Source organism: Aggregatibacter sp. HMT-949 (assembly GCF_041734645.1).
Lineage (GTDB): Bacteria > Pseudomonadota > Gammaproteobacteria > Enterobacterales > Pasteurellaceae > Rodentibacter.
Genome location: NZ_CP162010.1, coordinates 1910742 through 1922254, shown reverse-complemented (window position 1 = coordinate 1922254; position 11513 = coordinate 1910742). Strand labels below are relative to the sequence as shown.

Below are 11513 nucleotides of genomic sequence, written 5' to 3'. Positions count from 1 at the left end.
TTTGTGGATAATTTGGTATTTTATCCACAGAGTTTAAAAATTTAAATTTTATTCAGTGAAAAAATACAGGTTTTTGACAAGTTTTTATTAAGTTATCCACAAGCAATAAAAAACGATGATTGAAAAAATCATCGTTTTTTATTTTTAAATTAGGCTAATGCTTGAATAAATTGCGGAAGCCATTGTTCACTATAACTTTCAGGATCATCCACATTAAGTACGTCGATGGTTAATGTGTCGCACAATTTGAACGCATTTTTGGCCGATAAAATTTGTTCAATACGTTTTGCTGCATAGCAAAAAGTATCATAATCGGAATTGCCTAAACCGACTATGGCAAAACGTAAGTTACAAAGATTTAAATTCGATTGCATGATTTGATCAAACAGCGGACGTAAATTATCCGGAATTTCGCCGGCACCGTGAGTGGAGGTCACGATCAGCCATAACGGTTCGTCAATCACTTCGTCATAATTCGCACCGTGGTAAAGTATTGTGGAGAATCCTTGTTTTTTTAGCGCTTCTTCTAAGTGCTCCGCTACATACTCCGCGGTGCCTAAAGTGCTACCTGAAAGAATACAAATTTTCATAAAAATCCCTAAAGAAAAAAGGCTTAGATTTTCTAAGCCTTTTAATGTAATTAAACATTATCAAATTTGCCGAGTAATGAACGAATATGTTCTTGCCAATTATGGTGTTCGTTTTTCAGTTGTTCATTTTCGTTTTGTAATGACTCGATAGTTTGTTGAGCTTGGTTTTTTTGCTCTTTTAATTCTTCCACTTCAAGTTGAAGCAATTGAATGGTTTCTACCGCTTGTTTAATTTTATCTTCAAGCTGGTTTAAAATTTCTAATGACATAGCGATTTCCTTTTAAAATAACGTCTGAAACGGCTTTATTGTACTCACTTCACTTTTCTTTTTAAAGGTTTGGCTAAAAATTTATTACGCAAACGTTTGCATAGTGTTAGAATAGCCCGATTTTTTTGCTTGCGACAAAACGGAGAAACAAAATGAATCGTGCATTGGCTATTGAATTTTCTCGTGTAACGGAAGCGGCGGCATTAGCAGCTTATGGTTGGCTCGGACGCGGCAATAAAAACGCTGCGGATGAGGCGGCGGTGAAAGCGATGCGTTATATGCTCAACCTTATTCATATGGACGGCGAAATCGTTATCGGCGAAGGAGAAATAGACGAAGCACCAATGCTTTATATCGGCGAAAAAGTAGGTTCCGGCAACGGAGAATTGGTTTCTATTGCAGTGGATCCGATTGATGGTACGCGGATGACCGCAATGGGCCAATCTAACGCGATTTCCGTTTTGGCGGCAGGCGGCAAACATACGTTCTTAAAAGCGCCGGATATGTATATGGAAAAAATAGTAGTCGGTCCGGAAGTAAAAGGTATGATCGATTTAACTCTTCCGCTTGAACAAAATTTGCGCCGTACGGCTTCCCGCTTAGGCAAGTCTTTATCCGATTTAACCGTCATGATATTGGCAAAACCGCGCCATGAAAAGGCGATTCAACAAATGTACGACTTGGGCGTACGCGTATTGGCGATTCCGGACGGAGACGTCGCGGCCTCTGTGTTATGTTGTTTACCGGATGCCGAAGTAGATATGCTGTACGGTATCGGCGGTGCGCCGGAAGGTGTAGCGGCAGCAGCGGCAATACGCGCTTTAGGTGGCGATATGCAAGCGCGTTTAATTCCGCGTAACCAAGTGAAGGATGATAGCGAAGAAAACCGAAAAATCGCCGCCAATGAAATTCAACGCTGTGCAGTCGCGGGTGTGCAAGTCAATGCGGTGCTGAAATTAGAGGACATCGTACGTGACGATAATCTGGTTTTTACTGCAACGGGCATTACCAACGGTGATTTACTGAAAGGCATTTCCCGCAAAGGTAACCTCGCCGGCACGGAAACCTTACTGATTCGTGGCAAATCTCGCACCATTCGTAAAATCCAATCGCTTCATTATTTAGATCGTAAAGATTCGGAAATTTATAAAATTTTGAATCTTTAACATAACTCTTTAACATAACAAAGCCCATCTCGACGGATGGGCTTTGGTGTTAAAGTACGATTGGTTTTAACCGAATTTTACTTATTTCTGCATCCATTTATCATAGATTTCTTGATATTCGCCGTTCGCCTTAATGGCGTTTAATCCCTGGTTTAAACGGGTTTGAAGCGCTTTATTTGCTTTGTTTAAGGCGATTCCGACGCCGCGCCCGAAATATTTTTCATTGCTGACTTTTTCACCGACAAATTGCAGATTCGGCTCTTTTTTCAATATATCTGCCAACAGTGCGGTATCACTTAACACGATATCGATCCGACCGTTTTGTAAATCTAAAATTGCGTCTTGTAAATTCACGTAAGATTTCGGCGTATATTGCGGTGTTTCCGCAACCGTATATTGTTGGAAAGTGGAACCATTTTGTACGCCGATATTTTTTGCGCTCGCTAAATCTTTGCCTTTCAGCGCGATATAACTCGCCGAACTGTCATAATAAGGTGCACTGAATAAAACCTGTTTTTCGCGTGCTTCGGTAATATCAATTGCCGACATAGCCGCATCAAAACGTTTGGCTTTTAAGCTTGGAATTAACGCATCGAAAGGTTGGGTTTTGAAATGACAGGTGGCGCCGATTTGTTTACAAATTGCCAGTGCCACATCGATATCAAAACCGACCAATTCACCTTTTTCGGTGGTAGCTTCAAAAGGCGGATAGCTCGGTTCGGTGCCAAACGTTAATTCTTCTGCTGCAGAAATGGCGCTAACGCCCATTAAAATCGCGGCTAATAGTCTTTTTTTCATGTTGTGTGCCTCATATAAATAGATTAATTAATCGCATAGATATTAAATAAAAATGAATAAATATGCAATATTTAAGCATAAAAAAACGCGTAAATAAAACCACTTTCTTCAACATTGGCTTTTCTCGTTCAAAACCCTAAAATAGCGCCCTATTTAAAGCTATATCCGAACGGCGCATTTCACTGCAATAAAACAGGTAACTCAATGATTTCAGAAGAATATTTAACCCAGCATACGCCCATGATGCAACAATATCTCAAACTCAAAGCTGAGAATCCGGATGTTTTATTGTTTTATCGGATGGGTGATTTCTATGAGCTGTTTTATGACGACGCGAAAAAGGCAGCGGCATTGTTGGATATTTCATTGACCAAACGCGGACAATCGGCAGGACAGCCGATTCCAATGGCGGGTGTGCCATATCATGCGGTGGAAGGTTATTTGGCAAAATTGGTGCAGTTGGGCGAACCGGTGGCGATTTGCGAACAAGTGGGCGATCCGGCTACGGCAAAAGGGCCTGTTGAACGCCGAATTGTGCGTATTGTGACGCCAGGCACGGTAAGTGACGAGGCCTTATTACCGGAACGCCAAGACAATCTTATCGCTGCCGTGTATCAAGAAAAAGATAAATTCGGCTTGGCGACTTTGGATATGACCTCCGGCCGTTTTCAACTTTGTGAACCCGCTGATAAGGAAACTTTGCGCGCGGAATTACAGCGCATTGCGCCGGTGGAATTGTTGTATTGCGAAGAATTTAATGAAATAGCGGCGATTGAACACTGCAAAGGTTTACGCCGTCGCCCTATTTGGGAATTTGAACTTAGCACTGCAATTGATCTGTTAAATCGCCAATTCGGCACCAAAGATTTGCGCGCTTTCGGCGTCGAAAAATCACCGCTCGGCTTAAGCGCGGCGGGATGTTTGTTGCAATATGCCAAAGAAACTCAACGCACCGCGCTCCCGCACATTCAAAGTATCGGCGTGATTCAAAATCAAGATTTCATTCAGCTGGACGCTGCCACCCGTCGCAATTTGGAACTCACCCAAAATCTCGCCGGCGGCACGGACAATACTTTAGCGTCCGTATTGGATAAATGCGTTACGCCCATGGGTAGCCGGTTGTTGAAACGCTGGATTCATCAGCCGATTCGCAATATTGAAAAATTACAACAACGCCAACAAACTATCGCGGAAATTCTGAATTTTGATTTAGTGAACGAATTACAACCCTATTTGCGACAAGTGGGCGATATGGAACGTATTTTGGCGCGTGTAGCATTGCGTTCGGCGCGTCCGCGCGATCTCACCCGTTTGCGCACCGCATTGGAACAAATCCCAGAGCTGCATTCGGTTATTCAACAAAAAGCGCCGCCATTTTTGAGCACGCTTTTCGGGCAAATTGCCGACTTTAGCGAACAATGTGATTTACTACAACGTGCGATTATCGACGTGCCGCCGCTGCTCATTCGCGACGGTGGCGTGATTGCGCAAGGTTTCAATGCGGTGCTGGATGAGTGGCGCGCGCTTTCCGACGGCGCAACGCAATATTTAGAAAAGTTGGAACAACGCGAGCGCGAAGCCACCGGCATTGATACGCTAAAAATCGGTTTTAATGCAGTGCACGGCTATTACATTCAAATCAGCCAAGGGCAAGCCCATAAAGCGCCAATTCATTACGTACGCCGCCAAACCCTGAAAAATGCCGAGCGTTACATTATTCCCGAATTGAAAGAATACGAAGATAAAGTGCTTAAATCCAAAGGCGCGGCGCTGGCGTTGGAAAAGCAGCTATATGACGAATTATTTGATTTATTGTTGCCGCATTTGGGCGCGTTACAGTTGGCCAGTTTGGTCTTATCCGAATTGGATGTGTTGGTGAATCTTGCCGAACGCGCAGAGCGCTTAAATTACGTGATGCCGATGTTTTGCGACGAAGTCAGTGTGAAGATTGAAAACGGCCGTCATCCGGTGGTGGAACACGTATTAAAAGATCCTTTTATTGCCAATCCGGTAGAGCTCAATACAAATCGCCATTTATTGATTATTACCGGCCCAAACATGGGCGGTAAAAGCACCTATATGCGCCAAACCGCATTGATTACGCTGATGGCGTATATTGGCAGTTTCGTGCCGGCAGACAGCGCGCAAATCGGCCCTATTGACCGCATTTTCACCCGTATCGGCGCATCCGATGATTTGGCATCCGGCCGTTCGACTTTTATGGTGGAAATGACGGAAATGGCGAACATTCTGCACCAAGCCGGCGCGCAAAGTTTAGTATTGATTGATGAAATCGGACGCGGCACCTCCACTTACGACGGGCTTTCGCTGGCTTGGGCCTGTGCTGAATGGTTGGCGAAAAAAATTCGTTCGCTGACGCTTTTTGCTACCCATTATTTTGAATTGACGGCTTTGCCTGAACAATTGCCGGGCGTCGCCAATATTCATTTGGATGCACTTGAACACAATAACAGCATCGCCTTTATGCACTCGGTGCAAGACGGCGCGGCGAGTAAAAGTTACGGCTTGGCGGTGGCGGCGCTTGCCGGCGTGCCGCAATCAGTAATTAAGCTTGCCAAACAAAAATTGACGCAATTAGAAAAAATTGCCGGCCATTCTGCCGACCAACAAATTCAAGCGTTACGTGAAGCCAATCATAATCAAGGCGAATTGTTATTTGAACAAGAAACCGATGCCTTGCGTGAAGCCATCGAAAAACTCGAGCCCGATGACTTAAGCCCAAAACAGGCGCTGGCGTATTTGTATCAGTTGAAGAAGATGGTGAAATAAAAATTTGAACGCTACGGAATATCGTGCAGTGTTCAATTTATAGGTTTCATAGTTACTGTTCAACTCTCAAAATAGCACCGCATTGGAAGCCGTTCCAATGCGGTGCTGTTATTCAATACTAAACTTGCGTTTTATAATTCCGGTTCATTTAATACATTAATTAAATTGAGCCTTTTATGATAGCTTTTTAATACGCAATCAATGTGATTTTGAGGCATAAAAGAATTTTCATAAATATTTTTAACTCTTTCTCTTTCTTTTGTTATTTCAGGAATCAGTTTTTGAATAATTACCTTTTTATTCAAACCGATATTTTCACCGAATTCCACAAAATCGTCGCCGATATATTCGCCGTATTGCGTGTTAAATCCGTGTGCTAAAGAACCACCCTCTTGCCTCTCAAGCAAAGGCAGGGCAAGCAGAGATGAATTAAATACTTCCGGATAAGGTGCAATGGAAACGAAATCATAAATAGGCGCTAATTGACGAATATTATTTTTCGGATAAAGCAAAGAAAAATTGCGTAAATGCAGATCATTGTTACTAAGTAGATGATAAAAAACCGGCTTTGCCTGAACAAAGCCGGTTTTAAATTCAATTTGCTTTGAGATTAACCCGCAACTGCGATACGTTTCATATCCGTCATATAACCGCGTAATTCTTGACCAATTAATTCTACCGGGTGATTACGAATTGCGTCATTTACATCGCGTAAAGTGATGTTGTCGATTTCAACGGTTGGGGTCGGTTCACCCAAGTCGCCTTTTTGAAGGTGAGGGATAATTTCTTTGGCAAGAATCGGCGTTGCAACGTTAGAGAACAAATAGTTGCCGTATTCTGCCGTATCGGAAATCACCACGTTCATTTCATACAAGCGTTTACGCGCGATGGTATTGGCAATTAATGGTAATTCATGCAAAGATTCGTAGTAGGCGGATTCTTCATAAATACCGCTCGCTACCATGGCATCAAAAGCCAATTCAACACCTGCTTTTACCATTGCAATCATTAATACGCCATTGTCGAAATATTCTTGCTCGCTGATTTTGCCATCATATTTCGGTGCGTTTTCAAAAGCGGTTTTGCCGGTCGCTTCGCGCCATGCAAATAAGTCTTTATCACCGTTTGCCCAGTCGGCCATCATGGTGGCAGAGAAGTGACCGCTAATAATGTCATCCATGTGTTTGTAATATAAGAAACCGAGGCTTTCTTTGATTTGTTCGGAAAGCTCAAACGCACGTAATTTTGCGCTGTTAGATAAGCGATCCATCATTAAGGTAATACCGCCTTGTTTTAACGCTTCGGTAATCGTCTCCCAACCGTATTGGATTAATTTACCCGCGTATGCCGGATCTTTACCGTCAGCCACGAGTTTGTCGTAACAGACGATGGAGCCGGCTTGTAACATACCACACAGAATCGTTTGTTCGCCCATTAAATCAGATTTCACTTCCGCTACGAAGGAAGATTCCAACACACCCGCGCGATGACCACCGGTTGCTGCTGCCCACGCTTTCGCAATTGCCATGCCTTCGCCTTGTGGGTCGTTTTCAGGGTGAACCGCGATTAATGTCGGCACGCCGAAACCGCGTTTGTATTCTTCACGCACTTCGGTACCCGGGCATTTCGGCGCCACCATTACTACGGTGATGTCTTTACGAATTTGCTCGCCTACTTCCACGATGTTGAAACCATGTGAATAACCGAAGGCCGAATTTTTTTTCATTAACGGCATAACGTCCGCCACTACTTTAGAGTGTTGTTTATCCGGTGTTAAGTTGATGACTAAATCCGCAGTTGGAATTAATTCTTCGTAAGTGCCAACGTTAAAACCGTTTTCTGTTGCGCGTTGGAATGATGCGCGTTTTTCCTTAATAGCTTCCGGACGTAATGCGTAGCTGATGTCCAAACCGGAATCACGCATATTTAGCCCTTGGTTTAAGCCTTGCGCACCGCAACCTACGATCACGATTTTTTTGCCTTTTAAGAAATTCGCTTCATCAGCGAATTCTTCGCGATTCATAAAACGACAACGACCTAATTGGTCTAATTTTTGACGTAAATTCAATGTGTTGAAATAGTTAGCCATGTTTTTTCCTTGTTTGTAAGGTGAATGTTGGATGAGGTTGTGTTTGTATATAGTTTTGTTATGGGTGGGATTATAAATTTTTTTGTAGTTGCGTAAAGTGATATTATAGGAATTTTATGTTGTAATTTTTGCAATTATAAGCATTAATTAAAATTTGTTTTTGTTGAAAATCGATTTTCAACGATAGCGGCTTACTTTAATAAAATAGAAACTATTATGGACTTTCAAGATCTTAATTTATTTATAAAACTCACCGAAACCCAAAACTTCGCTAAAACCGCTACCCAAAACCATATGTCGCCCTCCACCCTTTCCCGTCAAATTCAACGGCTTGAAGATGAATTGGGAAAAATCCTTTTTATCCGCGATAACCGCCAAGTTACGCTGACCGAACACGGCGAGAAATTTTTACAATTTGCTAAAACCGAATGGCAAAATTGGCGACAATTTCGTCAACAGTTCAACGACGAGGACGAATTAAGCGGCGAATTGAAACTGTTTTGCTCGGTAACCGCGTCCTATAGCCATTTGCCGCAAGTGTTAAAGCAATTTCGCCAGCGCTATCCTAAAGTGGAAATTCGGCTGACTACCGGTGATCCGGCATCGGCGTTGGAATTGATTCAAACCCAACAGGCGGATCTCGCCCTTGCGGGTAAGCCGCAAAATTTACCGGCGAGCGTGGCGTTTCATAAAATCGATAACATTTCACTTTCTTTGATTGCACCTCGCGTGGCTTGTTTAGCCACCCAGCTTTTGCAAGAAACACCGATAAACTGGCAACAAATGCCGTTTATTTTTCCGTTGGAAGGGCATGCTCGACAACGGATTGAGCAATGGTTGCGTGAAGAAAAACAGATTAAACATCCGAAAATTTACGCTACCGTGGCCGGTCATGAAGGCATTGTGCCGATGGTAGGTTTGGGTTTCGGATTGGCGATGTTACCCGATGCGGTGATTGATAACAGTCCAATGAATCATCAAATTTCGAGACTAAATCTCGACGTGCCGATTGCGCCTTTCGAGCTTGGTATTTGTACACAAAAAAGAAATCTTGAACAGCCCTTGATCCGTGCATTTTGGGCGATGTTGGAATAGAATGGGCGGTAATTCGTGATAAGGATCTGTTATGCTCAAAGGCATTCTCATTTCATTGTTAGCCTCTTTTCTATTCGGCTACATGTATTATTTTTCCACCTTGCTCAAACCTTTGAGTGGCACGGATATCTTCGGCTATCGAATGATTTTCACCTTTCCTTTCGTCGTATTTGCGGTGTTGATGTTTAAACAAAAAAACGCCTTGCTTGAACGCTTAAAACACATCAAAAATCAGCCTTATTTTGCCTTTTCTTATTTTTTTTGCGGCGCACTGATGGGTTTTCAAATGTGGCTTTTTTTATGGGCGCCGAATAATGGTAGTTCGTTAAGCGTATCGTTTGGTTATTTGTTGTTGCCGATCGTGATGGTCGCCGCCGGACGCTTGATTTTCAAAGAACGCATTTCCACTTTTAAATTCATTGCGGTGCTAATTGCGACGCTCGGCGTCATTTCTAATATAGTGCTTAAAGGCGGATTGTCGTGGGAAGCGGTAGTCATTTGCATAGGTTATACCACTTACTTCTCGGTGCGAAAAGCGTTGAAAAATACCGATCTTGCTTCCTTTTGTTTGGAAATGCTAAGTTTAATGCCGATTAGCGTTTATTTTGCGTTGCAAACGGATTTCGCTTTAGTGGAACAAAGCAATTCGGCGATTTGGGGTCTGCTGATATTACTCGGACTCATCAGTGGCACCGCATTGATTGCTTATGTGATCGCCAGTAATAAATTACCGATGAATTTGCTCGGCCTGCTTGGTTATGTGGAAACTATTATGATGCTGTTCGTTTCTTTTTTTATCGGCGAAAAAATTGATGCGCAAAGTTATCCGCTTTTTATTTGTTTAATTTTGTCCATGAGCCTGGTGATTATTGATGGCCTGTACAAACAACAGGCGAGAGGATCTTAAGATATGTCATTTCAAGAAATAACCCCGCAACAAGCCTGGCAAATGGCACAACAAGGCGCGGTGTTGGCCGACGTACGCGACGCGCAACGTTATGCTAATGCACACCCGAAAGGCGCTTTTCATTTGACCAATCAGACTTTTCTGCAATTTGAAACATTGGTAGATTTTGATTCGCCAATTATTTTGAGTTGTTATCACGGCGTGAGTAGCCGAAATGTTGCCGCTTTTTTAGTTGAGCAAGGTTACGAAAATGTGTTTAGCGTGATTGGGGGATTTGAAGGCTGGATAAAAGCGAGCTTGCCGGTGGAAACGGGCTATTGATTTTTTCTTTGTTTATTTCCTCGGCAAATTTATTAAGCGTTATTTGAGATCCTGATTTAGCACCGCATTGAAAGCTCGTCAAATAAGGTTTCAATGCGGTGCTGAAACGGAGAAACAAAAATCCCTCCATCCGGAGGGATTTTTGCTTATTTAAACAGACGCAACAGTTCTTGTTCGTAATAACAGATATTGAGCGGGTTGGTTGGCAGTTGCGAATCAAGATACTCATTTGCGCGTTTGACGTATTCATCGTGCCGTTTGTCGTGATTTTCGATGACCTCGAGCAACACTTTGGCGCCTTCTTCGGCATCGAATTGATCATAATAATAACCGACGCCTTTTGGAATTAATTTGGAATTATGGATAAACGGGTAACCGCCGTATAGCGCGTCGTTATAAGCATAGTTTAAGCCATTTTCCCATTGGTGGCTTAATACGACGTCCACATAACGGGTTAAGAAATCCGGCATTTGGTAACGTGCTTCCACACTCATAATATTATCGCGTACGATATCGGTGTGGCCGATAAAATTGCGGAAAGTCGGATCTTCCCGTTTATCATAGGTGTTGCACATAAAAACATGTTCGATTTTTTCAGGTTGCATGCGATAAGCCTGTTCGGCGATCAAAATCGGTATGAAACAGGTTTTCACAATATGTGCATTTGATTCAAAGGAAGCGATACGTTTTGCTGTTTTTGTTGGATTCGGGCAATAGCCGAAATCAAGGTTGTGATCTCTTTTCAACCAACCGATTACTTTATCGCAAAACACAGGCGACCAAATAAACGGTACGATATAAACCGGACAGCGGTACATCGTGTGGAAATAAGATCGACAGGTATTTTCATGGTGCGGAAAAGTCCAAACCGCATCGAATGCGGTGCCGTTAAAGGTACGCGAAGTCGGACGATTAAACAGCATATTTTCCGCATCCATAATCATATCGTTACCCATTTTATAGCATACGGTTTTGCCGCCGTGAGCGCGCATCCGCTCGATTTGATGCGGTTCTATGACCAACATTCCCTCTATTAATACGTCAAGCTCGTCAATGACATCGTCAATGTAGGCAAAGTTAATATCCAATCCGTCAAGTAAAAAACCTTCCGGCGGCGTAGTGCGTCTTGCTGCACCCCAAGAAACCAATACGACATTTTCTACTAAAGAAGAGTGTTTAAATAAATTGTAAAGATGAATGACATTTTGATTTGCGCCGTTTGCCCAAATATCTGAGATCTCGGATTCTAAATTAAAGGTGATACCTATTTTGTATTTTTTGCTTGCGTTCATAGTAAGTAAGCTGACCTTTTATATAAAAATAACGGAAGGGCAATTCGGATAAAAATGAATTTTTTGAACCCTGTAGCCCACGGAGGAAAGCGGTATTTTGCCATTGTGAAGTGATTTTGGCGAACAAAAATTTTAATATTTTGATCTTGTTCACAAATTCACAAAGAATCGGTTTTATTCATAATTTGTTAATGAT

Annotated in this window: 10 protein-coding genes and 1 pseudogene; 5 read left to right on the top strand and 6 right to left on the bottom strand. The window is 42.7% G+C overall.

Features of this window, described 5'->3' with window-relative positions; genetic code table 11:
- Nucleotides 1–149 precede the first annotated feature (149 nt).
- Both mioC and zapB read right to left on the bottom strand, forming a co-directional pair.
- The gene (gene mioC, locus AB3F25_RS09110) at nt 150–590 is read right to left on the bottom strand and encodes an FMN-binding protein MioC (RefSeq protein ID WP_373603502.1); all 441 of its coding nucleotides are present in this window, start codon (nt 588–590) and stop codon (nt 150–152) included.
- Between the two features lie 50 nt (nt 591–640).
- Nucleotides 641–859, bottom strand: a complete 219-nt coding sequence (gene zapB / locus AB3F25_RS09105) for a cell division protein ZapB (protein WP_373603501.1) — start codon at nt 857–859, stop codon at nt 641–643.
- A 152-nt stretch (nt 860–1011) separates the two neighbouring features.
- Between zapB and glpX the strand changes: the two genes are divergently transcribed.
- The gene (gene glpX / locus AB3F25_RS09100; RefSeq protein ID WP_373603500.1) at nt 1012–2025 is read left to right on the top strand and encodes a class II fructose-bisphosphatase; all 1014 of its coding nucleotides are present in this window, start codon (nt 1012–1014) and stop codon (nt 2023–2025) included.
- Between the two features lie 81 nt (nt 2026–2106).
- Here glpX and AB3F25_RS09095 read toward each other — a convergent pair whose 3' ends face one another.
- The gene (locus AB3F25_RS09095; RefSeq protein ID WP_373603499.1) at nt 2107–2823 is read right to left on the bottom strand and encodes a lysine/arginine/ornithine ABC transporter substrate-binding protein; all 717 of its coding nucleotides are present in this window, start codon (nt 2821–2823) and stop codon (nt 2107–2109) included.
- Between the two features lie 204 nt (nt 2824–3027).
- Here AB3F25_RS09095 and mutS point away from each other — a divergent pair, with 204 nt between their 5' ends.
- Nucleotides 3028–5613, top strand: a complete 2586-nt coding sequence (gene mutS, locus AB3F25_RS09090; RefSeq protein WP_373603498.1) for a DNA mismatch repair protein MutS — start codon at nt 3028–3030, stop codon at nt 5611–5613.
- A gap of 131 nt (nt 5614–5744) precedes the next feature.
- Here the strand turns inward: mutS and AB3F25_RS09085 are convergent.
- Both AB3F25_RS09085 and ilvC read right to left on the bottom strand, forming a co-directional pair.
- Nucleotides 5745–6164, bottom strand: a pseudogene (locus tag AB3F25_RS09085) (HipA domain-containing protein); the annotation flags it as partial.
- Nucleotides 6165–6223: 59 nt separating this feature from the next.
- Nucleotides 6224–7702, bottom strand: coding sequence for a ketol-acid reductoisomerase (gene ilvC, locus AB3F25_RS09080; protein WP_373603497.1), 1479 nt, complete (start codon nt 7700–7702; stop codon nt 6224–6226).
- Nucleotides 7703–7918: 216 nt separating this feature from the next.
- On the opposite strand from ilvC, the gene ilvY reads away from it, so the two are divergent.
- The 3 genes from ilvY to glpE are packed head-to-tail and all read left to right on the top strand — an operon-like array spanning nt 7919 to nt 10025.
- A complete protein-coding gene (gene ilvY, locus AB3F25_RS09075) occupies nt 7919–8797 on the top strand; it encodes an HTH-type transcriptional activator IlvY (protein WP_373603496.1) in 879 nt (292 codons plus the stop codon).
- Nucleotides 8798–8828: 31 nt separating this feature from the next.
- Nucleotides 8829–9704: an EamA family transporter RarD gene (gene rarD / locus AB3F25_RS09070; protein WP_373603495.1), complete on the top strand. Its 876-nt coding sequence runs from the start codon at nt 8829–8831 to the stop codon at nt 9702–9704.
- A gap of 3 nt (nt 9705–9707) precedes the next feature.
- Nucleotides 9708–10025: a thiosulfate sulfurtransferase GlpE gene (gene glpE / locus AB3F25_RS09065; protein ID WP_373603494.1), complete on the top strand. Its 318-nt coding sequence runs from the start codon at nt 9708–9710 to the stop codon at nt 10023–10025.
- Between the two features lie 146 nt (nt 10026–10171).
- Here the strand turns inward: glpE and AB3F25_RS09060 are convergent, their stop codons facing one another.
- Nucleotides 10172–11317 (bottom strand): DUF2827 family protein, encoded by a 1146-nt coding sequence (locus AB3F25_RS09060; protein ID WP_373603493.1) that lies wholly within the window; start codon nt 11315–11317, stop codon nt 10172–10174.
- Nucleotides 11318–11513 lie beyond the last annotated feature (196 nt).

Excerpts from the sequence above, each read along its gene's own strand:
- AB3F25_RS09060 (WP_373603493.1), bottom strand. The coding sequence starts at position 11,317 with ATGAACGCAAGCAAAAAATACAAAATAGGTATCACCTTTAATTTAGAA.
- glpE (WP_373603494.1), top strand. The coding sequence starts at position 9,708 with ATGTCATTTCAAGAAATAACCCCGCAACAAGCCTGGCAAATGGCACAA.
- ilvY (WP_373603496.1), top strand. The coding sequence starts at position 7,919 with ATGGACTTTCAAGATCTTAATTTATTTATAAAACTCACCGAAACCCAA.
- mutS (WP_373603498.1), top strand. The coding sequence starts at position 3,028 with ATGATTTCAGAAGAATATTTAACCCAGCATACGCCCATGATGCAACAA.
- rarD (WP_373603495.1), top strand. The coding sequence starts at position 8,829 with ATGCTCAAAGGCATTCTCATTTCATTGTTAGCCTCTTTTCTATTCGGC.
- ilvC (WP_373603497.1), bottom strand. The coding sequence starts at position 7,702 with ATGGCTAACTATTTCAACACATTGAATTTACGTCAAAAATTAGACCAA.
- zapB (WP_373603501.1), bottom strand. The coding sequence starts at position 859 with ATGTCATTAGAAATTTTAAACCAGCTTGAAGATAAAATTAAACAAGCG.
- AB3F25_RS09095 (WP_373603499.1), bottom strand. The coding sequence starts at position 2,823 with ATGAAAAAAAGACTATTAGCCGCGATTTTAATGGGCGTTAGCGCCATT.
- glpX (WP_373603500.1), top strand. The coding sequence starts at position 1,012 with ATGAATCGTGCATTGGCTATTGAATTTTCTCGTGTAACGGAAGCGGCG.
- mioC (WP_373603502.1), bottom strand. The coding sequence starts at position 590 with ATGAAAATTTGTATTCTTTCAGGTAGCACTTTAGGCACCGCGGAGTAT.